At 64.0% G+C, this 23,002-nt stretch carries 17 protein-coding genes and 2 pseudogenes; 8 read left to right on the forward strand and 11 right to left on the reverse strand.

What is annotated here, in order from left to right; genetic code table 11:
- Positions 1-69 precede the first annotated feature (69 nt).
- From murJ to AC3YMN_RS07110, 8 genes are all read right to left on the reverse strand, one after another.
- Positions 70-1,659 (reverse strand): murein biosynthesis integral membrane protein MurJ, encoded by a 1,590-nt coding sequence (gene murJ, locus AC3YMN_RS07075; RefSeq protein ID WP_489889471.1) that lies wholly within the window; start codon positions 1,657-1,659, stop codon positions 70-72.
- Between the two features lie 24 nt (positions 1,660-1,683).
- The gene (locus tag AC3YMN_RS07080) at positions 1,684-4,482 is read right to left on the reverse strand and encodes a [protein-PII] uridylyltransferase (RefSeq protein ID WP_489889472.1); all 2,799 of its coding nucleotides are present in this window, start codon (positions 4,480-4,482) and stop codon (positions 1,684-1,686) included.
- On the reverse strand, positions 4,463-7,174 hold the full coding sequence (gene mutS / locus AC3YMN_RS07085; RefSeq protein WP_489889473.1) for a DNA mismatch repair protein MutS: 2,712 nt from the start codon (positions 7,172-7,174) through the stop codon (positions 4,463-4,465). Before mutS ends, AC3YMN_RS07080 begins: the two co-directional genes overlap by 20 nt.
- 104 nt (positions 7,175-7,278) lie before the next feature.
- Positions 7,279-8,094, reverse strand: coding sequence for a DUF2189 domain-containing protein (locus tag AC3YMN_RS07090; RefSeq protein WP_489889474.1), 816 nt, complete (start codon positions 8,092-8,094; stop codon positions 7,279-7,281).
- A gap of 186 nt (positions 8,095-8,280) precedes the next feature.
- Positions 8,281-9,894 (reverse strand): glycoside hydrolase family 43 protein, encoded by a 1,614-nt coding sequence (locus AC3YMN_RS07095; protein WP_489889475.1) that lies wholly within the window; start codon positions 9,892-9,894, stop codon positions 8,281-8,283.
- 248 nt (positions 9,895-10,142) lie between these two features.
- Positions 10,143-11,450 (reverse strand): xylose isomerase, encoded by a 1,308-nt coding sequence (xylA, locus tag AC3YMN_RS07100; RefSeq protein WP_489889476.1) that lies wholly within the window; start codon positions 11,448-11,450, stop codon positions 10,143-10,145.
- On the reverse strand, positions 11,447-12,913 hold the full coding sequence (gene xylB, locus AC3YMN_RS07105; protein WP_489889477.1) for a xylulokinase: 1,467 nt from the start codon (positions 12,911-12,913) through the stop codon (positions 11,447-11,449). The genes xylA and xylB overlap by 4 nt, the downstream gene beginning before the upstream one ends.
- Positions 12,914-13,006: 93 nt before the next feature.
- Positions 13,007-14,056 (reverse strand): LacI family DNA-binding transcriptional regulator, encoded by a 1,050-nt coding sequence (locus tag AC3YMN_RS07110; RefSeq protein WP_489889478.1) that lies wholly within the window; start codon positions 14,054-14,056, stop codon positions 13,007-13,009.
- A gap of 125 nt (positions 14,057-14,181) precedes the next feature.
- Between AC3YMN_RS07110 and AC3YMN_RS07115 the strand changes: the two genes are divergently transcribed.
- Both AC3YMN_RS07115 and AC3YMN_RS07120 read left to right on the forward strand, forming a co-directional pair.
- A complete protein-coding gene (locus tag AC3YMN_RS07115) occupies positions 14,182-15,192 on the forward strand; it encodes an aldose epimerase family protein (RefSeq protein ID WP_489889479.1) in 1,011 nt (336 codons plus the stop codon).
- Between the two features lie 208 nt (positions 15,193-15,400).
- The gene (locus AC3YMN_RS07120) at positions 15,401-16,096 is read left to right on the forward strand and encodes a helix-turn-helix transcriptional regulator (RefSeq protein WP_489889480.1); all 696 of its coding nucleotides are present in this window, start codon (positions 15,401-15,403) and stop codon (positions 16,094-16,096) included.
- Here AC3YMN_RS07120 and AC3YMN_RS07125 read toward each other — a convergent pair.
- Positions 16,093-16,731 carry a DUF1294 domain-containing protein gene (locus AC3YMN_RS07125; RefSeq protein ID WP_489889481.1) on the reverse strand — a complete coding sequence of 213 codons (639 nt, stop codon included), beginning with the start codon at positions 16,729-16,731 and terminating at the stop codon, positions 16,093-16,095. The genes AC3YMN_RS07120 and AC3YMN_RS07125 overlap by 4 nt on opposite strands.
- Before the next feature lie 55 nt (positions 16,732-16,786).
- Positions 16,787-17,680 (reverse strand): annotated as a pseudogene (locus AC3YMN_RS07130) (YifB family Mg chelatase-like AAA ATPase); the annotation flags it as partial.
- Between the two features lie 30 nt (positions 17,681-17,710).
- Between AC3YMN_RS07130 and AC3YMN_RS07135 the strand changes: the two are divergent.
- The 3 genes and pseudogenes from AC3YMN_RS07135 to AC3YMN_RS07145 form a co-directional block, all read left to right on the forward strand.
- The gene (locus AC3YMN_RS07135; RefSeq protein WP_489889482.1) at positions 17,711-19,264 is read left to right on the forward strand and encodes a recombinase family protein; all 1,554 of its coding nucleotides are present in this window, start codon (positions 17,711-17,713) and stop codon (positions 19,262-19,264) included.
- 435 nt (positions 19,265-19,699) lie between these two features.
- Complete coding sequence (locus tag AC3YMN_RS07140; protein ID WP_489889483.1) at positions 19,700-20,002, forward strand: plasmid mobilization protein; 303 nt, start codon at positions 19,700-19,702, stop codon at positions 20,000-20,002.
- A pseudogene (locus AC3YMN_RS07145) lies at positions 20,002-20,373 on the forward strand (hypothetical protein); the annotation flags it as partial. The gene AC3YMN_RS07140 and the pseudogene AC3YMN_RS07145, both read left to right, overlap by 1 nt.
- A 153-nt stretch (positions 20,374-20,526) precedes the next feature.
- On the opposite strand, the gene AC3YMN_RS07150 reads toward AC3YMN_RS07145, so the two are convergent.
- The gene (locus tag AC3YMN_RS07150) at positions 20,527-20,766 is read right to left on the reverse strand and encodes a hypothetical protein (protein WP_489889814.1); all 240 of its coding nucleotides are present in this window, start codon (positions 20,764-20,766) and stop codon (positions 20,527-20,529) included.
- A gap of 52 nt (positions 20,767-20,818) precedes the next feature.
- Between AC3YMN_RS07150 and AC3YMN_RS07155 the strand changes: the two genes are divergently transcribed.
- The 3 genes from AC3YMN_RS07155 to AC3YMN_RS07165 all read left to right on the forward strand — a co-directional run bounded on the left by AC3YMN_RS07155 (position 20,819) and on the right by AC3YMN_RS07165 (position 22,869).
- Positions 20,819-21,088: a hypothetical protein gene (locus AC3YMN_RS07155; RefSeq protein WP_489889815.1), complete on the forward strand. Its 270-nt coding sequence runs from the start codon at positions 20,819-20,821 to the stop codon at positions 21,086-21,088.
- Positions 21,089-21,360: 272 nt separating this feature from the next.
- Positions 21,361-21,738 carry a hypothetical protein gene (locus AC3YMN_RS07160; protein WP_489889816.1) on the forward strand — a complete coding sequence of 126 codons (378 nt, stop codon included), beginning with the start codon at positions 21,361-21,363 and terminating at the stop codon, positions 21,736-21,738.
- A gap of 171 nt (positions 21,739-21,909) precedes the next feature.
- Positions 21,910-22,869, forward strand: coding sequence for a helix-turn-helix domain-containing protein (locus AC3YMN_RS07165; protein ID WP_489889484.1), 960 nt, complete (start codon positions 21,910-21,912; stop codon positions 22,867-22,869).
- The last annotated feature ends 133 nt before the right edge of the window (positions 22,870-23,002 follow it).

The raw sequence follows: 23,002 nt of genomic DNA on the forward strand, positions 1-23,002 counted from the left end.
GGTCGAACGGAATGGGATCAGAGGGGAAGCATTATAGGGCAAATGCCCGGTTTGGAACCTTGGAGTTGGTCAAGAGCCGGCAGGAGTCTGGCTTTTGGCGCGGCGGCGGCGCAGACGCGACACGAGGCCGCCAAGCGACTGAGCACCGCTGAAATGGGCGAGGGTGAAATAGGTCAGCGCGCCAAAGAGGCAAATGGCGCCCAGCGCGGTGATCTGCACCAAGAGCGAGTGGCCGGGGGCAAAAATCGCCCCGGCGCGCGCGGCAAGGAGATAGAGCACCGCCCCCATGACCATGGCGACCAGGAGAATGGTGGCGAGGCGCCGCCATTCCGAGAGGCTCATGCGGAAATGGCCGCGACGGCGCAGGAAAACGGCAAGGAGGAGGACATTGAGCCAGGCGGAAGCGGAGGTGGCGAGCGCAATGCCCAGATGCTGGAGGGTCGGGAACAGCCAGAGGGAAATGGCAATATTGGCCGCGACCGAGACGCCGGCAAAGACGGTGGGGGTGCGGGTATCCTGGCGTGAAAAGAAGCCGGGCTGGAGCACGCGCACCAGAACGAAAGCGGGCAGGCCCACGGCGTAGCCGACCAGGGCCTGGGCGGTAAGCAGGGTATCGGAGGGGCCGAACTGGCCGCGCTCGAAGAGGACGCGGATAATGGGGACGGGAATGGTGGCGAGCGCCACGGCAGCGGGGAGCGAAAGCAGCATGGCCAGCAGCAGGGACTGGCTTTGGCTGGCGCGCGCTTCGGCATCGCGGCCGGCGCCAATATGGCGGGAGAGTTCGGGCAGGAGCACGGTGCCGATGGCGATGCCGACAATGCCAAGGGGCAATTGGTAGAGGCGATCGGCATAGGCGAGGATGGAAATGACGTTGTCGCTGGTCGAGGCGATGATGGTGCCAACGAAAATGTTGATCTGGGTGATGCCGCCGGCGAGGATCGCAGGGATGGCGAGGACCCAGAAGCGGCGCACATCGGGGTCAAAGCGCGGCAGGCGCAGGCGGGGCACAAAGCCAGCGCGACGAATGGCGCCATAGACCAGCGCCAGCTGGGCAATGCCGCCGAGCATGGTGGCGATGGCGATCCAGAAGGCGGTATCGGCCTGATCGGGCAGGTTCAGGAAGGCCAGCGGCACGAGGGCGGCGATGTTGACGATGTTGAGCACGACCGGGGCGAAGGCGGAGGCGAAGTAGCGGCCGAGCGAATTGAGGATCGCCGCATAGGCCGACATCAGCGACATGCAGGCGAGATACGGGAACATCACCCGGGTGAGGAACACGGTCAGCTCGAGCTTTTGCGGATCATCGGCAAAGCCGGGCACGAACCAAACCATGATCTGGGGCATGAAAATTTCGGCGAGGATGGTCACCACGGCGATGGCGGCGACGAGCCAGCTCATGATGCGCGAGGCGAGTTCCTTGGCCGCGTCGTGGCCCTGTTGCTCGAGCGCGGTCGAGAACATGGGCACAAAGGCGGTGTTGAAGGCGCCTTCGGCAAAGAGGCGCCGGAACAGGTTGGGAAAGCGGAAGGCGGCGTTGAAGGCATCGGCGACGGGGCTGATGCCGAGCACCGCCGCCATCAGCGCATCGCGGGCAAAGCCGGCCACGCGCGACACGAGGGTGAGCCCGCCCACGGACAGGAAATTGCGGTATAGGCTCATGGGCGGGGGCGCCGGGGCTGGGCCTCAGCCATTGGCCACCTTGGCTTCGGCGGCGCGGGGGTGGAAGACGGCAAGGAGCGCATCGCGGATGCGGCGCTGACGGGGCTTGCTCGAAATCTTGCCGCCGGTCAGATCGGTGACATAGAAAACGTCGACGGCCTTTTCGCCATAGGTGCCAATATGGGCCGAGCCGATGGAGAGGTTGAGATCGGAGATCTCACGCGTCAGGGCATGGAGGAGCCCCATGCGATCAAGGCCCGAAACCTCGATGACGGTGAATTTTTCCGAGAGCGAGTTGGAGACCATCACTTCGGCCGGGAGCGCGAAGGGTTTGAGGCGCCGGTTGTGGCGCGATTCCTTGCCGAGATCGATGAGGATGGTGCGGCGGCCCTGCAGCAATTGCTTGACGGTATCAATGATGCGGGTGGCGCGCACCTTTTCGTCTTCGTCATTGGTGAAGGTGCGGCGCAGGCGGAAGGTGTCGATGGCGCGGCCGTCGCGGGTGGAAAAGATCTGCGCGCCGATGATGGAGGCATCCTGCATGGTGCAGGCGCCGGCGATCAGCGAGAGGAGGCGCGGATGGTCGGGGGTATAGAAGCTGACTTCGGTGATGCCCTCGAAGGCCTTGACGCGGATGGAGCCGGCAAAGGCATCCCCGTTCTGGTCGGCCTGGCGGATCATGCGGGCGTGCTCGATCTGCAGTTCGGGCTCGGCGCGCAGCCAGTAGTGATCATAGTGGCGGGCGGTATAGGCCGCTACTTCCTCGGCGGGCCAGCTTGAGAGGGCCTCGGTGAGGGTGGCGCGGACATCGGCGATGCGGGCGGACTGGGTGACCTGCGAATGGCCGCCCGAGAGCAGCGGCTCGGTGGCGTAATAAAGCGCGCGCAGCAGCGAGCCCTTCCAGCCCGTCCAGACGCCCGGGCCGACGGCGCGGATATCGCAGGCGGTGAGGATCATCAGCAGGGCGAGGCGCTGGGGCGACTGGACGATATCGGCAAAGGCCTTGGCGGTTTCGGGGTCCTGGATGTCGCGGGCCTGGGCCACTTCGCTCATCAAGAGGTGATACTGGATCAGCCAGGCAACGGTGTCGGTTTCGGCGGGCGAGAGGCCGAAGCGCGGACACAGGCGCCGGGCGATGCGGGCGCCGGCCTCGGAATGGTCTTCCTGGCCACCCTTGGCAATGTCGTGGAGGAACAGCGCGACATAGAGGAGACGGGTGTCGTTGAGCTGGGGCAGCAGTTCGTGAGTGAGGGGCAGTTCCTGGCGCAGGCCGCCATTGGCGATCTCGGCCATGACGCCGACGGCGCGGATCAGATGCTCGTCCACCGTGTAGTGGTGGTACATGTTGAACTGCATCAGGGCGACGATCTTGCCAAATTCCGGCACGAAGCGCCCGAGCACGCCGCTTTCGTTCATCTGGCGCAACATGCGCTCGACCGACTGGGGTGAGGTCAGGATGGTCAGGAAATAGCTGTTGGCCTTGGGATCGGTGCGCAGCTTGTTGTTGATGAGATGCAGCGAGCGGGTGATTTCCTTGATCGCATCGGGGTGGAACAGCAGCTGCTGGCGCCCGGCAACGAGGAACATCTTGATGAGGTTGACCGGGTCTTTGGTGAAGACATCGGGGCGGGCGATGTTGAGCCGGCCGGTATCGAGGATGAAATCGGTTTCGCCCTTGATCTTGGACTTGCCGGAGCGGAAAGGCGCGAGAACGCGGCCCACCAGGTCCATGTCCTTGGCGTGGTTGAATTCGAGCGAAGCACAGAAGATGCGGGTGAGATCGCCCACATCCTTGGCGACAAGGAAATAGCGCTTCATGAAGCGCTCGACGCCCAGCATGCCGGCGCGCTTGGCATAGCCCATGCGCTGCGCGAGTTCGGGCTGCACGTCAAAGGTCAGCTTTTCCTCAGCGCGGCCGGTGAGGAAATGCAGGTGACAGCGCACGGCCCAGAGGAAATCCTCGGCGCGCTGGAACAGGCGGTATTCGGCGGGGGCGAGCACGCCCTTGTCGACCAGTTCGGCCGAGGTCTTGACCTGGTAGAAGTATTTACCGATCCAAAAGAGGGTGTTGAGGTCGCGCAGGCCGCCCTTGCCGTCCTTGACATTGGGTTCCACGACATAGCGCGTATTGCCCATGATGCGGTGGCGCTCGTCGCGCTCGGCCATTTTGGCGGCAATGAATTCGGGCCCGGTATGGGGCACGATCTCGGTTTCAAAGCGGTGGACGAGATTGTCGAAGAGCGCCTTGTCGCCGGTGAGGAAGCGCGCTTCGAGCGTGGCGGTGCGCACGGTCATGTCGGCGCGGGCCATGCGGATACATTCATCCACCGAGCGCACGGCATGGCCGACCTTCTGGCCGAGATCCCAGAGCATATAAAGGATGTATTCGGTGACCTGTTCGCCCCAGGGGGTCTGGCGATAGGGGAGAATGAACAGCAGGTCGATATCGGAGCCGGGCGCAAGGGTGCCACGGCCATAGCCGCCGACGGCCGAGAGGGCGATGGCTTCAGCGCCGGAGGGATTATCGACGGGGTAAACGCGGCGGGTGGCAAAGAGGTGGACGGCGGTGATGATCTCGTCCTGCGCCGCCGACAGATTCTGGGCGCAGCGCGTGCCCTTGCCACTGGCGATCAGTTCGGCTTCGGCACCCTGGCGCGCTTCGGCAAGGCACTGCCTGACATGGGCGAGGACCGCAGCGCGTGCCGCCGCGCTCTTGGGTGGCTCGGTGCCAATGGCAGCATCGAGTTCTTCCAGGATGGTTTGGGCAGTCCGGGTCGCAAACAGCGGTTTTCGCGGCTTGGCGTCAACTTCGGCGAGCGGCATCGCGGGTTTTCTTCAACTCGTAGATCAGCTCGAGCGCCTCTTTGGGCGTAATTTCATCGGGGCGGATAGCGTCGAGCTTTTCATCAACTGGGTTGGCGACGGCGGGCGCCGGCGCTGGCTGGTGGGAAAACAGCGGAAGATCGTCTAGCACGCTGGTGACGCGGCCGGAAGGGGCCGCACCCGCCGCGCGCTCCTCCAGCACGGTCAAGACTTGGCGAGCACGGCGCAGAACCGGCTCGGGCAGGCCGGCGAGACGGGCAACCTGAATGCCATAGGAGCGGTCGGCCGCCCCCTGCCCCACTTCATGGAGGAACACCACCTCGCCCTCCCATTCGCGCACCTTCATGGTATGGTTGGACACGCGCGTGAGGGTCTTGGCGAGGCTGGTCAGCTCATGGAAGTGAGTGGCAAAAAGGGCGCGGCAGCCGGTGGTTTCGTGCAGCGCCTCGACAGCCGCCCAGGCGATGGAGAGACCATCGAAAGTGGCGGTGCCGCGGCCGATCTCGTCGAGCACGACGAGGGAGCGGCGGGTGGCGCGATTGAGGATCGCGGCGGTTTCGACCATTTCGACCATGAAGGTGGAGCGGCCATGGGCAATGTCGTCCGAAGCACCGACGCGCGAGAACAGGCGATCGACCACACCGATATGGGCGCGGTCGGCGGGCACGAAACTGCCCATTTGCGCGAGAATGGCGAGCAAGGCGTTCTGGCGGAGGAAGGTCGATTTACCGCCCATATTGGGGCCGGTGACCAGCCAGAGATGCCCGCCGCCCGAAGCCTCGTCACCGGAGAGATCGGCATCATTGGCGACAAAAGACTTGCCGTCGGCGCGCACCATCTCCTCGACCACCGGATGGCGGCCGGCGGTGATGGCAAAGGCGAGCGAAGTGTCGATCTCGGGGCGCACATAATTGCGGGTGGCGGCGAGATGGGCGAGCGCGGCGGTGACGTCGAGTTCGGCCAGCGCATCGGCGAGGGCACGCAGGGTTGGTGTGTGGTCGAGCACGCCAGTGCGGAGGCGCGCGAAGATTGCGGTTTCAAGCTCGAGCGCGACGTCGCCGGCGCGAGCGATGCGGCCTTCGAGTTCGGCCAGCTTGGTCGTGGTGAACCGCATGGCGTTGACCATGGTCTGGCGGTGAATGAAGCTTTGGCGCAGCGGCTCTTCAAGGAGTTTGGAGCCTTGGGCGGCGGGGACTTCAACGAAGAAGCCCAGCATGCCGTTGTGCCGGATTTTGAGGGTCCGAATATCGGTTTGCGTCACGAGTTCGGCCTGGAGCGCGGCGACGACGGCGCGGGTTTCGCGGCCAAGGAGGCGCTCGGCATCGAGCTTGGGCTCATAGCCCTCGCGCACAAAGCCGCCATCGCGAGCGAGGAGCGGCAGTTCGTCGGCGAGAGCGTTGCCGAGGACGGTGGCGAGATGGAGCGGAGCGCCGGACAGGATGGCGTGCAGCCGCGAAAGGGTGGTCGAGCGTTCAATGCCGGCCAGCTGGTGGCCGAGCGCGGCGGCGGCGGCAATGGCGCGGCCAATGGCGGCGAGATCACGCGGGCCACCGCGCTCCAGCGCCAGGCGGGTCAGGGCGCGGGCGAGATCGGGCACCGATTTGAGCTCGGTGCGCAGGCGCCCGGTGAGGGTTGGGTCTTGCGCGAGGGCCGCGACCGCATCGAGGCGCTCGTTGATGGCCGGGGCATCGTTGAGCGGGGCGGCGAGGCGGGCCGCAAGAAGGCGCGAGCCGGGGGCGGTGACGGTGAGGTCAATGGCGTGGCGGAGCGAGCCGCGCGCTTCACCGCGCTGGGTCTGGTGCAGTTCGAGGGAAGCGCGGGTGGCGCTGTCGATGGCCATGAACTTGCCGGGCGCTTCGCTGGCCGGCGCGCGCAGGGGGACGGCCGCGCCCTTCTGACTGTCTTCCGCATAGGCGAGCAGCGCACCCAGCGCCGCGCGGGCGGGACGGGACAGCGAGGTCGGGTCAAAGCCCTCGCCGCCCAAAGCGGAGCGGATGCGGGCGGTGCCCGCTTCGCTGTCGAAAACGGCCGGGTCGCCTTCGTGGGTGAGCTTGTCCCAAGCGGGGGCCCAAAGATGCTGCTCGCGCAGCAGGAGGCGCGTCGGGGCGCTGACCAGGAGTTCGGCCGGATCGATGCGCGCCAGTTCGTCGGCGAGTTCGGTTGCGGCCAGCTCGAGGGTGAAGGTTTCGCCGGTCGAGATATCGGCCCAGGCGAGGGCGAAATCGGTTTGCCCGTGGCGCACGGCGGCGAGTGCGGCGAGGAAATTGGAGCGGCGGGCGTCGAGGTGATCGTCTTCGGTGAGGGTGCCGGCGGTGATGAGGCGGACGACTTCGCGCCGCACCACCGATTTGGCGCCGCGCTTTTTGGCTTCGGCGGGATCTTCCACCTGCTCGCAAATGGCCACGCGGTGGCCAAGCTTGATGAGCTTATTGAGATAATCATTGGCGGCATGGATAGGCACGCCGCACATGCCGATATCCTGACCCAGATGCTTGCCGCGCTTGGTGAGGACAATGTTCAAGGCGGCGCTGGCGATCTCGGCGTCCTCAAAGAACAGCTCATAGAAATCGCCCATGCGATAAAACAGCAGATAGCCGGGGTGGTTCGCCTTGATCTCGAAGAACTGGGCCATCATCGGCGTCAGCGCAGGGGCTGGGCCGGTCGGGGCGGGAGAAGTGGGCGATCCGTGCATCAAGCGCTCAAAGGTCCGGGCTCGAAAGCGCGGACCTTAGGGGCTTAGCGGGGCATTGCCAACTGCGGCAGTTTGGATATGCCCGCAAGATTGCCGCTGCGGCGTCAGGCACCCCGGATCAGGGAGGCGGAATCCACCAGCTTGCGATAGAGGTGCCAGGTGGCGTGGCCGAAAATGGGGATCACCAGGGCAAGCCCGACAAAGATGGGGAGCGAGCCCAGGAACAGCCCGGCCCCCACCATGACGCCCCAGGCCAGCATGGGCACCGGGTTGTGCAGCACGGCGCGGAACGAGGTTTCCATTGCCACATAGGCGCCCACATCGCGGTCCAGCAGCAGCGGGAAGGCGATCACGGTGGTGCAAAGGGTGACGAGGGCAAAGCCCGCGCCCAAGAGCGTGCCGGCGACAAGGAGCGTGCGGCCGGCGGGTTCGCCCATGATCTGGGCAAGGAAAGCGTCGAAGGTGCGCGGCGGGGAGGCGCCCAAGAGGGCTTCGTAAAGACCCTGGGCGGCGGTAAGCCAGAGCGTGAACAGCACAAAGAGCATGAGCCCGAGCACGGCAATGGCGCCAATGGCGGGCGAGCGCAGCACGCTCATGGCTTCGCCCCAGGATATCTCCTCGCCCATCTCGAGGCGGCGGCTGACTTCGTAAAGGGGGAGCGCGGCGATAGGGCCGATAAGGGCGAAGCCCCCGATCAGCGGATAAAGCAGCGGCCAGGTGTGAAAGCCGCTCATCCAAACGGTGAGCACGACGCCCACGATCGGATAGATTACGGCGAGCAGCAGATAGTGGCTCGGCTTGGCCCAGAAATCGCTGGCGCCGGCGCGCAGGGCATCAAACAGATCGGCGATGGTGATGGTGCGGATAACCGGCAGGTCGAGCTTGGTGCCCGCGCCGGTCAGAATGTGGAAATTGGCCATGGTGAGGTATCCTCCAATGGAGGCCACATGGCCCGGTGAGAATACCAGCGATGCGTTCAGCGGACCCGCAGCCGCAACAGGAGGAGCATAGGGCAGCTGCGACGCGGTGTCGCCCCCATCCGCAAGATGTGAAGGGGCAGGCGGGCGGGGCCACGATGGCGCCCTGCCCTCCCGTCGTTGTGGCGGCTAGACCTCGTAGCGGTCGCTGGCGTGGTGCTCGGGACGATAGATGAAATAATCGAAATCGGCCGGGCGGGCGGTGCCGTTGAGATCCTGGGCGGCGACGCCGACGAAGGCGCCAGTAAAAGAGCCATGGGCTTGGTGACCGCCGCATTCATCCGAAAGGATCGAGGCATCGAGCACGGGGCCGATGGGCTGCAGGGCTTCGCCTTCGAGGGCGTAGTAGAACTGCAAGGCGGCGCCACGGATTGAGAGGGCGAGCTTGACCTTGCCGGTCTGGGGGATCTGCACGGGTTCGGCGGGGAAGCGCAGATTGCCGTCGGGCCAGCTCATTTCCGAGCTCATCAAGAGCAGTTCGCGCTGGCCATCGGAATGGGCGGTGACGGCCAGGTAGAAGAAATTGTAGCGGCTGTAATAGGCGGTGAGGCCCGCCATGGTGCGCTCGTCCACGGGATCGAAGCTGAGCGTGGTTTCGGCATCGTAGGAGAAATGGGTCTGGCGGCGGGCGACGAGAGATTGCTCGAACCAGGAGCCGATGGATTCGCGGCCGAAAAGGCGCAGCTTGCCATCCTCAAGGGCAAAGATGCGCTCGGGCTCGGGGGTGCGCAGCCACTGGAATTCCTGATGCAGCTGGCCATCGGCAAAGCTATAGCGCTGCTCGCTCCAATAGGGGGTGTCGTTGCGGATGCCGGGCACGTCGACGTGGAGAGAGGGCACGGGACCCTGTTTCACGTGAATCCAGTCGTCATCGCCCCAATAGGCTTCCTGGATCGAGGTTTCGCGGCCCAGCACGCAGCGGCGGTTCTGGGTGGTAGGGCGGCCGCCGAGATGGACGAGATAGGTTCTGCCATCCGGAGTGTCGACGAGATCGCCATGGCCAGCGCGCTGGATGGCGGCAAAGGGCGCATCCTTGGAGGTGAGGATATGCTTGTCCGGGTGGGTTTCGTATTGCCCATCAATGGTGCGCGAACGGGCAAAAGTGCAGGCATGCTCATAGGCGGTGCCGCCTTCGGCAGTCAGCAGGTAGTACCAACCATTGCGCTTATAGAGATGGGGGCCTTCGACGAGCTTGAGGTCGGTGCCCTGGTAGATATTGGTGACGGGGCCGACGAGCTTGCCGGCGGCGGGGTCGAATTCCTGGAGCGCAATGCCCGCGAATTTCAGCGGGCGGGTGCGGTGGTCCCAGAGCATGTTGACGAACCACTTGCGCCCGTCATCGTCGTGGAACAGCGAGGGGTCAAAGCCCGAGGAGTTGATGTAAATCGGGTCCGACCACGGCCCGGTGATCGAGGGCGCGGTGACGATGTAGTTGTGCGCGTCCTTGAAGGAGCCGTCCTTGCGCTTGACGTCGGTGTAAACGAGCCAGAACAGGCCATCGGCATAGGAAATGTCGGGCGCCCAGACGCCGCAGCTATCGGGATCGCCGCGCATGTCGAGCTGAGTCTTGCGGGTCAGCGGGCGGCAGACAAGGTCCCAGTTGGCGAGGTCGCGGGAATGGTGGATCTGAACGCCAGGGAACCACTCGAAGGTGGAGGTGGCGATGTAATAGTCCTCGCCGACACGGCAGATCGAGGGATCGGGGTTGAAGCCGGGCAGAATGGGATTGGTGATGGTGGGCATGGGTCTTGAGACTCCTGCGCTTCCCTGCCGCTAGGGCGGGATCGAGGCTGCGGGTTTGTCGAGCGGCGAAGTCGAAGCGGGGGAGAGGCCGGAACCCCCACCCCCGATCTCTCCTTCCCCTCAAGGGGGAGGGGAAGGAGAGATCGGGGGAGGGATGGGTAAGCGAGTTTACTGATGGACCCCCTCCCCCGGCCCCTCCCCTCAAGGGGGAGGGGGGGATGGCGCCGAGGCCTTGTGCCTCAACTGCCCTAGATGAAGCGGTTGATCAGGTTTTCGAGATATTCCTGGCGGCCCGAGACGGGTTGGGGGTTGAGGTTCTCGGTTTCCACTTTCTGGGCGAGGTCGGCGAGCGACAGCTTGCCCGAGAGGATGTCCTGGCCAAGGCCTTCGGTCCAGCCGGCATAGCGCTGGTCGACAGCCTGGTCATAGGTGCCGTCGGCGATGATGGCGGCGGCAGCCTTGAGGCCGCGGGCGAGGACGTCGAGACCGCCAATATGGCCGATCAGCAGATCCTGGGGATCGAGCGACTGGCGGCGCACGCGGGCGTCGAAGTTGAAGCCGCCTGACCCGAGGCCACCATTCTTGAGGATCTGGAGGAAGGCCAGGGTCATTTCGCGCGGGTCATTGGGGAACTGGTCGGTATCCCAGCCCGACTGCAGATCGTTGCGATTGGCATCGACCGAACCCAGCATGCCCAGCGAAGCGGCCAGCGCCAGTTCGTGCTCAAAGGAATGGTTGGCAAGGAAGGCGTGCCCGACTTCGATGTTGCACTTCACACGGGTTTCGAGACCGTACTTCTTGAGGAAGCCGTAAACGGTGGCGACGTCGAAGTCGTACTGGTGCTTGGATGGCTCCTGCGGCTTGGGCTCGATCAGGATCTGGCCCGTAAAGCCGATCTTGTCGGCATGATCGATCACGAGATGGAGGAAGCGGGCCATCTGGTCCTGTTCCTGGCCGATCTTGGTGTTGAGGAGGGTTTCATAGCCCTCGCGGCCCCCCCAGAGCACGTAATTGGCGCCACCCAGTTCATGGGTGAGCTCGAGCACGTTCTTCACCTGGCCGGCGGCATAGGCAAAGATCTCGGGATCGGGATTGGTGGCGGCGCCCGCCATATAGCGGCGGTTGGAGAAAAGGTTGGCCGTGCCCCACAGGAGCTTGGTGCGGCTCGTTTCCATCTTCCTGGCAAAGATCTCGCCGATGGCGCGCACATTGCGATTGGATTCGGCGAGGGTTTCCCCTTCGGGGGCGATATCGGCATCGTGGAAGCAGAAGAAGGGCGCGTCGAGCAGCTCGAAGAGCTCAAAGGCCACATCGGCCTTCATCTTGGCGCCGTCCATGCCACGATCGAACCAGGGCCGATCATAGGTGCGGCCGCCAAAGGGGTCGCCGCCTTCATAGGCAAAGGTGTGCCAATAAGCGATGGCGGGGCGGATATGGTCTTCCATCCGCTTGCCGGCGACCATCTCGTCCTTGTTGTAATGGGTATAGGCGAGCGGATTGGTGCTCGACGGGCCTTCATATTTGACGGGCGCAATGCCCTTGAAGAAATCAGTCACGAACGTGCCTCCTCGATGGCGGGATAAAGCGCGCGGTAGCGCTGGTATTGCTCGGTATAGGCAGCCGACAAACGGGCGTCGGGTGCAATGACGGTCTTGATGGCGGGCATGGTCATCACCTCGGCGGGGTTGGCGCCGGTGGCCGCGCAGAGCCCGAGCCGGGCCGCGCCCAGCGCACCGCCGAAATCGCCATCTTCAGGCAGGGCAATCTCGGTGTTGAGATTGGTGGCGATCAGCTTGAGCCAGAGCGCCGAGCGGCTGCCGCCGCCCACCGCGATCAGCCGGTTGATCTGGGTGCCGGCATCCTCAAGGACACGCTGGCAATCGCGCACGGCAAAGCTAACGCCTTCCATCACCGCCTGGGCGAGCCGGGCGGGATCGGAGCGATGGGAAAGGCCGACAAAGGAGCCGCGGGCGCCGGCATTGTTGTGGGGCGTGCGTTCACCCGAGAGATAGGGCAGGAAAATCTCCTCGCCGGGACCGGTGAAACCCGCTTCGGCAGCGCCGGCCAGGGCGGCCGGCTTTTGGCCGGTGATGTGCCCGAGCCAATTGAGGGAGTCCGTGGCCGAAAGGATCACGCCCATCTGGTGCCAGGTGTCGGGAACGGCATGGCAAAAGGCATGCACGGCGCCCGAGGTGTTGGGGCGGAACTTGTCGTTGGATACGAACAGGACGCCCGAGGTGCCGAGCGACACAAAGCCTTCGCCGGGGCGAATGGCGCCGATGCCGCAAGCGGCGGCAGCATTGTCGCCAGCGCCGCCGGCCACCACCACATCGCCCGACATGCCCCAGCGCGCAGCAAGCTCGCGCTTGAGGATGGCGGAGGGGGCGGAGCCTTCAACGAGGCGCGGCATGTGGGAACGATCAAGGCCGGTGACGGCCAGCAGCTCGTCGGACCAGTCGCGCCGCCCGACATCGAGCCAGAGCGTGCCCGAGGCATCGCTCATGTCTTCGATATAGTCGCCGGTCAGCAAGAGGCGCACATAGGCCTTGGGGAGCAGCACCTTGCGGATGCGCGCATGGACCTCGGGCTCATGCTTGCGCACCCAGGCGATCTTGGGCGCGGTGAAACCGGGCATGGCGATATTGCCCGCAATGTCGCGCAGGGTGGGGAGCGCGGATTCCATTTCGGCGCATTCGGCGGCCGAGCGCCCGTCATTCCACAAAATGCAGGGGCGCAGAACCACATCGTCTTCCCCCAGCAGCGTGGCGCCATGCATGTGACCGGACAAGCCAATGCCGCGCACGGCGGCGAGCTCGCTCCCGTGGCTTTGGCTCAGCCCATCAAGGGCGGCCTGCGTTGCCGCCCACCAATCGGCGGGGTTCTGTTCGGACCAGCCGGCATGGGGACGGGTCGGCTCGGGCGAGGGCGCGGTGGCATCGCCGATGGGACGGCCGGCCGCATCGATCAGCATCACCTTGACGCCAGAGGTGCCGATATCAATGCCAAGGAAGTTGGTCATGAGGAACGTACCTCACAATTTGGCAAGCGTGAAAACACGAAAGTCCCTCCCCTGCCCGTTTGGGCGATGCCGAATTTTGGATCGGCTGCTGTGTTAGCGCAGATTGTCGCGCAGGAATATCCCAATTTCAATGGGGTCGGTGGTGACGACTGCGGCACTGCCGAGGGCACATTGCTGGGCCGCGCGTAGCGCTTCGCGGATTTCGTGATCGGGATTTTGATCCAGCACGACGTCGATAACACCGGAATCAAGCCCGGCGCGGGTGGCGGGCGTCAGCTCATGAGCAATGACGCGGACGGCGCGGACGGCGCGGGCGCGCTTGGAGGCGGCGAGCGCCGCCACGAGCCCGGCATTGCCGGCGCCAAGATTGTAGATGCCGGCGAGATCGGGATGGTCGGCCAAAAGCCGGGTGGCAAGCGCCTCTGCCTGGGCGGGCTCGTCATGGCTTTCGAGCGGTCCGAGCAGTTGCAAGCCCGGGAACTCGCGGGCGAGAACGGCGCCAAAGCCATCGAGGCGGTCGCGATGATCACGCAGCGCGAGCGAGCCGGCGATGACGCCGATGGCTCCCTTTGGGCAGAACCGGCCCATGAGGGAGGCGGCGGTGCGGCCGGCGGCGGGATTGTCGATGCCGATGAAATGGCGGCGGGCGGAATTGGGCAGATCCGACACGAGGGTGACGACCGCGACGCCGCGGCGGCTGGCGCGCTCGACGGCAGCGAGCACAGACGGCGTTTCGCTGCCCACGATCACGGCGCAATCGCAGATGGCAGGTTCGAGCCCGTCAAGGGCGCGGGCGAGCCCTTCGGGATCAAGCGGGCGCAGGCGCCGCAGCTCGAGCGCCAGCCGCTCGCCCGCGCTGGATTGGGCGCGCCGCTCCACCGCGCCGGCCAGGCTGCCCATGAATTCGTTGGAGCCGGCGGGCAGGAGGAAAACGACGCGCAGATCGCGCCCGCGGGCCAGCAGCGAGGCGGACAGATCGCGCTGGAAACCGATAGCGACCATTGCCGCTTCGACCTTTTGCGCGGTGACGGGGCGCACGCCGGGGCGATTGTTGAGCACGCGATCCACCGTGGCCAGCGACACGCCCGCGGCGCGCGCCACATCATGAACCGTTGCCCGGCGCCTCGATCCGATCTCGTTCACTGCCCTTGTCTCCAAACCGGGCGAGACACTGCGGAGGGCAGCCGGTTAGGTCAAGTGTTTGGTCAAGTGCGCCGTTGCAGGGGTGAACGCAAACCGGCTAAAGCAGGGCGCAAAGGGAGAGGCGCATGAGCATAGCAGTTAGCGAATTCGGCCAGTTCAACGGCAAGCGCGTGGATCAATATCATCTGCGCAGCGATGAGGGGGTCGAGATCGACATTATCGGCTATGGCGGGGCGGTGCGCGACTGGCGGGTGCCGGTGGCGGGGGGCCTGCGCTCGGTGGCGCTGGGATTCGACAGCTTCGAGCCCTATCCCGAGCATAGTCCGCATTTCGGCGCGATCACGGGGCGGGTGGCCAACCGGATCGTGGGCGCATCCTTTGATCTTGATGGGCAGCACTACGACCTGCCGGTCAATGAGGGCAATATTCACCTGCATGGCGGGCCCGAAGGGCTGGGGCGCCAGGTCTGGGCCGGCGAGGTCGACAGTGCCGGCACCAGCGTGCGGTTTACCCTCCATAGCCCCGACGGGGCAATGGGGTATCCGGGCGATGTTGATTTGGCCGTGACCTATCGGCTGGTGGGCAATCGGCTGCGCACCGAGTTCGAGGCAACAACCGACCGGCGCACGCCGATCAGCCTCGTGCAGCACCAGTACTGGAATTTGGGCACCGACCCGCTGGTGCTGGACCATTGGGTGCAGATCCCCTCGAGCGCCTATACGCAGCTGGGCCCCGATCTGTGCCCTACTGGGGCCATCCTGCCTTCGCGCGGCACGCAATATGACCTGCGGGCCGGGCGCATCCTGCGCGACGCAGCGAGCGCGCCCATCGACTACGACATCAATCTCGTGCTCGACACCGGCCGCGACCTCGCCGACCCCATCGCGACCGTGCGCGGGCCAGACGGGGCGTTGACACTCCAACTGTGGAGCGACCGGCCGGGCCTGCAGTTCTATAACGGGGTGATGACCAATGTGGCGGTGCCCGGGTTGAACGGTCGCCGCTATCCCAAGCATTCCGGGTTTTGTCTCGAGGACCAGATGTTCCCCGATGCCTTGCACAACCCGCATTTCCCCTCGATCATCCATGGGTCCGACAAGCCCTACCGGCATTGGTGCGAGATCGAGATCGGCTAGGCGATAAACAGGGCGGACGAGCAAGGGCTCGCCGGGAGCGGACGAGCAAGGGCCCGCCGCGGGGCGACGACCAGGAGGTCGCGGCGGGGCCGACGACCAAAAGGTCGCGGCGTCCTGACAGGCGCTGTCAGGGCCAAAGCGCAACATCCTTTCCGCAGCAGGCGGGAGGGCCGGGGATGGAGAACACAAGCTGGACAAGACCGAGCGGTTGTTTTCGATCATGGATGCGCTGCGCCGGCACCGCCGGCCGGTTACGGCTGCGGCGCTCGCCGAGGAGCAGGGCGTTTCAGTGCGTACGCTGTATCGCGATGTGCAGACCCTTATCGGGCTGGGCGCGCCGATCGCGGGAGAAGCGGGGATCGGCTATATGCTAAAACCCGGATTTTTCCTGCCCCCGCTGATGTTCACGCCCGAGGAGCTGGAAGCGCTGGTGCTGGGCGCGCGCTGGGTGCAGGCGCAGCCCGATGACGGGCTGGGATTGGCGGCCAAGAACGCGCTGGCGAAAATCGCCACTGCCTCGCCCGAGGATCTGCGCGACCGCATCAATGATACGGGCCTGTGGCCCGTGGCGCTCTGGCGCGAGCGCGAGCCGCTGCCCATTCTTGGGGACGTGCGCATGGCGATGCGCTGCGAAAAGGCGCTGCGGATCAACTATGCCGATGAAGCGGGCCAGCGTACCGAGCGGGTGATCTGGCCGGTGCAGGTGGCGTTTTTCGAGGGCAAGCAGACGGTGGCGGCCTGGTGCTGCCTGCGCGAAGCGTTCCGCAATTTCCGCACCGACCGGATTTTGGCGCTCGAGCTCACCGAGCAGCGCTATGGCCGCAGGCGGGCGGCGCTGGTGCGCGAATGGCAGGCGCTCTGGGAAGAGCATTACCCCGATTGGGAAGCCAAGTGGGAACACTAGGGCCATAGGGACAAAAGGTCGGTCAGTTCCGCGGTGGTGATCAGACCCGTGGCGAGGCCCCCCAACCAGAGCAGGTGCATGGCCGCGATCACGAAGGTGAAGGCAATAAAGCCCGCTTTGCGCGTCTTGTGGCGGAACCGCTCCTGGGCCAGGAGGCCACCGATAATGCCGCAACCAAGATCGAGTGCATGGAGCGTGGCTTCACTGACGCGCCATTCCCCGGCCTTCGCCGCTTGTTTGTCGTGCTGGTAAAAGGAGAAGGCAAGAATGCTGGCGAGTATGTAGATGCCGCCAAGGGGCAGTGGCACAGAGCCCCGAAATAGGGCGACGGCAAGCAGCGCGGCCAGAATGATTGCAGCACCGGATCGCCAGCCCAAGCTTGCCGGCTCGGCAGATGGAATGGATGCTCGGGGGACCCTTGGCGCAGGCTTGGCTGAAGCGAGTTGAACCTGCATGGCTTGCGGGCGGCCGTCGCGGCCGGGGCCGAGCCGGTAACGGAGGTGGTCACCCACCTGGGGACGCGTTGGACCGGCAATAGCCGAAACATGCACGAAACAACGGCTGCCATCACCCCCGTCGATGAAGCCAAAACCGCGGCGGTCATTCCATTCCACCAGCACACCGGATCGTTGCATGCGAGCCCCCTGCCCGCGCAAGATTAGCCGGGCTGGGTTAACCGATCGTCCGCGCTCAGGCTGCGGCCAAGTTGACGCGGTAGCTCAGGGCTTCGGCGATGTGGGGGCGCGCGACGCGGTCCACGCCGGCGAGGTCGGCCAGGGTGCGGGCGACCTTGAGCACGCGGTGATAGGCGCGGGCGGACAGGTTGAAGCGTTCGGCCGCCTGGAGCAGGAGCTTGCGGCTGTCGCTATCGGGGTTGACCACGGTTTCAATCAGGGTGGGACCGGCGGCGGCATTGGTGAAGATGCCGGGCGCGCCGTGCTCGAGAAAGCGCTGGCGCTGGCGCTCGCGGGCGCGCTCGACGCGGTGGGCGACTACGCTGGAGGCTTCGGCGGGTTCGGCGGGCGCGATCAGATCGGCGGCGCTGACGGCGGGCACGTCGATGCGGATATCGATGCGGTCAAGAAAGGGGCCGGACACGCGGGCCTGATAGTCATTGGCGCAGGCGGCGCCGCGCTTGCAGGTGTGGCCGGGCGTACCGGCGAGACCGCATTTGCAGGGGTTCATCGCCGCAATCAGCTGGACGCGCGACGGATAGGACACGCGGGCATTGGCGCGGGCGATGACGGTTTCGCCCGCTTCAAGCGGCTGGCGCAGGGAATCGAGGACCTGAGGCGCGAATTCGGCGAGTTCGTCGAGAAACAGCACCCCATTGTGGGCAAGGCTGACTTCGCCGGGCCGCACGCGCAGGCCACCGCCGACCAACGCCGCCATGGACGCAGAATGGTGCGGGGCACGGAAGGGACGACGATCGGAAATGGCACCCCCGGCCAGTTCGCCCGCGATGGACTGGATCATCGAGATATCGAGCAGTTCGCGCGGATTGAGCGGAGGCAGGATGGAGGGCAGACGGGCCGCGAGCATGGACTTGCCGGCGCCGGGCGGTCCGATCATCAGCATCATGTGTTGACGATTGCGTCACGTTGAAGCACGCTTATGAGCATGGCAAAGGCGTACTCATACATTCGGTTTTCCAATCCTGAGCAAGCCAAAGGTGACAGCCTGCGTCGGCAGCTTGGCGCTGCTCGTTCATGGTGTTCCAAGGAGGGGCATACGCTGGATGACACCCTCAGAGACTTGGGGAAATCTGCGTATCGCGGCAAGAATGCACAGTTCGGCGCGCTCAAAAAATTCCTGGATTTCGTAGAGGATGGCACGGTTCCACGGGGCAGTTTCTTATTAGTAGAAAGCCTAGATAGAATAAGTCGTCAGGCCGTTACTGCAGCATTTCCTCGCCTGTTGGATCTGATCAACGCTGGCATCACGGTTGTGACGCTATCCGACAAGCACGAATATAACGCAGAGAAACTTGCAGTAGACTGGACGCCGCTAATGTTCAGCTTAGTGGAGATGGCCCGTGCTCACGAAGAGTCGCGGCTAAAGGGGCACCGTGTTAGCGAGGCTTGGCAAGCAAAACGGCAACTCGCAGCGGAAACGGGCCAAGCGATGACGGCCACGGCACCCGCATGGATTGAACTGCGAGGCGGGCCCAAGAGTGGACACTACGTACTTGTCCCCGAACGGGCGGCGATAGTCAAAACCATCTTTGCAGATACTATAGCGGGCATTGGTAGGCGGTCTATTGCCAGTAAGCTAAATGAAGCTGGGGTAGAGCCGTGGGGCAGAGGGGGTAAAAAGGGTAAGTATTGGCACGACAGCTATATCCAGAAGATTCTGGGAAACCCGGCTACCTTCGGTAGGTTTCAACCGCTGTCGAAACTTGCGGGGGGCACCGGGGTTGGAGCCACGCCCCTGGAAAACTATTACCCAGCCGTCATAGACGAGGCCGTTTTTTTTCAAGCTAAAGCTGCTGCTGGATTGAGAAATAATAGTCAAGGACGACCGAGCAAGGGCCACCGCAACCTTCTTCGTGGAATGGCTAAATGCCATCGGTGTAAAGAGAATCTGGTTATTGTCGACAAGGGTAAGAGGTCTTCCGGGCCAAAACTTATCTGCGGGAAAGCCAATGCTTCTGGTGGATGTAGCGAGAGGAGCACCTACCCTTATCATATGGTCGAACTGCTGACCTTCGCAGCTGTCTCGGATCGGATGGCAGACCTGATTTTGTCGAATAGCGACCAGAAGGCATTAGTTGCCGGTCAACGGCAGACCGCGATGACCCAGCTGTCGGATTTAAAAGCAAGGCAGGCGAACCTGGTCGAATTGGTCGAGGCAGGCGGAAACGGTGCAGCCGTAGCTAGCAGAGTTGCAGCCCTAGGCGCTGAAATTCACCGTTGTGAAGCCGACGTAGCGGCATTGGATACTCAAATCGCAGCTTACAACGGCACAACCAGTGGCGATATCCCAAACCAGTTTATGGCGCTTCAAAAGCAACTACGCGATTCCAGCGACGATGAACTGCCGGCGGTAAGGGCAGCCGTTTCTCAAAGGCTCCGGGGAATGGTCGAGAAGATAGTGATCCAACCGAGTGGGGGCACCGTCGTTCTCATGGGTGGTGGCGAAGGGCAGTTTTACTTCGGCGGACACTAGGGTCGATGTTCGAGCCGAGCTGATGGCATAGCTTCCGCTAATATGCTTGAGGCCATCGTACTTCGTGCGCCATTGCACAGCACGTTCATATGACGCCGCCAGGATCCGTGGCTATGCATCGATCATCATCAAGCTTGAGAAACGTCAAGGGTCCTTCCAGCTCTGAATTTCTTGCTGTGGTCCTTTGTTAGAAGCCAGCTATCCCGGCCCGCGAACCGGCAATCAGACCTGCGATACGGTGTCTCCGGTCCGGTCGCCAATTCGCTCGCTCAGTGGATCCAGAATCTTTCCTTAGCGATTTGTCCGGACACGTCTCTGGTGAAATTCGCTCGCCCGGACAATCCTAAACAAGAACAGGATCAGTAGTGCCAGCCATGTCCGTTGCACGGACAGCTTCGCAGGGGGAGACCCCCGTGCACCCCTAAGGAGAAGCAGATGTCTTGTGATGACCGTTTGGAATTTCGTGTCACTACCGCCGAGAAGGCCGCTCTCATCCAATACGCCGACAAGGTGGGAACGTCGATTTCAAGCCTGCTGCGCAAAGGTATGAAGGCGGTGATGAACCAGCCGGAGCCAGTTGGCGAAATCGAGTCTATCCAGGTGGCCGCACTGCGTCGCCGGATCAACGCTATCGGCCAGCTTGTGGAAGAATGGGGCCGGACCGACGAGGAGGCAGACCGCGTGAAGGCCGACCTTCGTCAGGCTCATCACGATGCCCAGCGGCTGCTTGGCCGATGATGATCAAGGCCAACCGCATCCGCTCAAGCTCCGGGGCCCGAGCGCTAGCCCGGCATCTTCTGAACGGCAGCGATAACGAAAGCATCGCCGTCATCCAGGGCACCGCTGCCGACCTCAATGATGCGGTGGCCGATGCCCAGAAATTTGGCAGGGTCTATGCCGTCCGGCACTTCATTATCTCCCCCGAGTTCGGTATCGATCGCGATCAGTTCCGGAAATGCGTTGACGGGCTCGCCACCGAATTCGGTTTCAATCCGGCTGCAGCGTTCATCGTCGAGCACCAGAAGGCACGGGCCGTTGATGGGGTCAGCGACCGGCACTGGCACGTCGTGCTCCCCGAGGTCGATCCCCGCACGGGCCGCGTTCTTTCCAGTGCCCATGGCCACGCCAGGCATGAAAAAATTGCCCGCTGCCTGGAGGTGGCTTTCGGCCATCCCATCGTGCCGGGCAAACACGGCAAGGCCGTCATCGCCGCCCTACGGGCCGCCGGCGATCATGCGGTGGCGGATAAGGTGGCCGAGGCCCTACCAACCGGCAGGCGGCCACGCGAAGCCTTCACGACGACCGAGCACCAGGCGGCCAAGCGGCAGGGCGCGGACCTTGCCCTGTTGAAGGCGCATGTCGTGGCCGCCTGGATCGCCAGCTCGTCCGGAGACGATTTTGCCGAGGCGTTGGCCGAGCACGGGATGACCGTAGCGCCTGGCAACAAGGAAAACGTGTGGGTCATCCGCACGACCGAGGGCGTGTTTCTCGGGTCTGGCCATCGGTTGGTCCGGGCACGGCGCGACGAATTCACACGAAAAATGGAGACAAGGCATGACGACAACGCCACCGAGCGCAGCACAGACAATCCTCAACGACACCGCCAAGATCAAGGCCGACATCGAGACTATCCTGGCGCTGGCGAAAACCGTGGCGGTGCCGCTGGAGGGGGAACAGGCCAGTTTCCTCAACACGGTAATCGGACTGCTGGGGATGATCGTCAACGGCGTGGACGAGACCCAGAAGTCGGTAGCGGCGCTGCATCGGCGCCTGGAGGAACCGGGTATCGCGGCGACGTTGCGCCGCGTGATGACCGAGGACTAATCGCCGCATTCGGCAGCGCCGCCAAGGCCCTCGTACAACTTCATCGTATAGATATTGGGCAGCCGTTTGCAGCCCGGGCTCATAGCCATCTCGACGGGTTGGAACGGGCTGCCCAAGCCGAGCTGGGGAAGTTGCAAAACGCCCCGTCGCCATCGCGGGCCGCACTGGACGCGGCGATTTCCCAGGAGCAGGCGACCGGCGCCAGGCTGGAGGCTTTATGGAGGGAGCGCCGAGCCCTAGAGGCGCTGCCCGATCCTAAACCGCCGGGCGTGATGGCACGCCTGTTTGGCCGTGATGGTGGTGCCGGCGACACCGCCAGCGTCGAGGCCGCGAAGACCTTGGCCCAAGTCATGGGTCAACTGGTGGCAGCGGAACGCGGATGGCTGGCGGCAAAGGCCAGCGTTGATCGGGCGGAGCGGGCCCATCGAGCAGCCGGGGAAGTACAGAGAGCCCAGACCGAGCACCGGGCCAGCGCAGCGCGCGCGACGATTGACCAGGTCAGAACCACCAGGCGCGTCATCCACTACTATCCACGCCTGGCTTACGGCGGCCCGAGCTTCGTGCAGTCGGTCGGTCGCCAGCTTGACCGGCGCCGGTATCTCCTGAACCCGCTGGCCCGCGACATCTGGGGCTTGCCGCTCGAGACGTAAGACCTCTGGCGGCACTTGCCCTCCGCGACGCCGAAAACTCCCGGACGGCTCGCATCACGATTTTCTATCTTGCCCTGCCGAATCCTCTGGTCGTTTGGCCCGTCTGATTCGAACATGTCCGTACAGACCGATTCCCACCGTCGTGGATCGGCTCCGAACATGGGATAGCGCATGAGCAAGCGTATGGGTAAGGGCGGTCGCAGCACGATCCCGTTCGTGCAGATATATCGATGGATGATACAGTCGCCCGCCTGGCAGGACCTCACGCCAACGGCGCGTGCTCTGTATGTTGAGCTCAAGGCACGGTTCAATGGCAAGAACAACGGCGCTCTGGCGTTTAGTGCCAGGGACGCTGGAACGGCCCTCGGCTTGGGCAAAAGTTCCGCCAGCCGGTACTTCAAGGAGCTTGAGGAACACGGCTTCATCGTCCGCGAGAAAAGTCATACCTTCGATCAGAAACGCCTGGCGGTTGAGTGGCGGCTGACCGAGTTGAAGAACGACGTGACGGGTGAACTGGCGAGCAAGGAATTCGCTCGTTGGGGCAAGGTAGCCGCTACTGCGGACGCCCCGAGAAAACAAAAGCCAGTCCCATCGACGGGATCGATAGGCCGATCCGCCGGACTGGAGAACATCTCCGCAGCCGACACGCCACCCAGCAGTCCCGCCAGCAGGCCTGCAAGCCCTGAAGTGGTTAATTCACAGTCCCATGAGCGGGCCACATCTACAATGTTGCCAGGGGGTACCCCCGACAACAGCACCGCCAGGCCAGCATTACCTGTCGCCATGAAGACCGACGCCCGCGCCTGTTTATCCAATGCTTCGTCGGTTGCAGCGGCGACATCCGCAGACTTGGAATCGCGGATGGACATGGCTGTTGTCGCATCGGCCAATTCTATTCCTTCACTTCCAGTGGAGCAGGACTCCCTCGCTGTCTCGAGTAGTGACCCGTTGGTCATGGCCGTCCTCGCTATCTTTCCGGGTGCAAGGATCGTTTCCCACCACGTCACAGAGGACTGCCGGGCCTCAGATGCGGAAGAGCTGCTCCTGTGGTCGCAGGAGGTTATGGACGGGGACATCTATGATGTTGTTCCTCCTGGCTATGGGAGAGAATTTTGGATGGAGCTATCTTAACGGGTCACCTGCTCTATCCACTGCTGGTGTCTGTTCCACGCTGACCGTGAAGCTGCCGAGGCTTGGCATAGACTATTAAGGTGACGCATAGGTCGCATCTTGGGGTATCGAGCCACGGCCACAGTGGGCTGCG

It is taken from the genome of Devosia sp. Z11_6 (genome assembly GCF_058133665.1).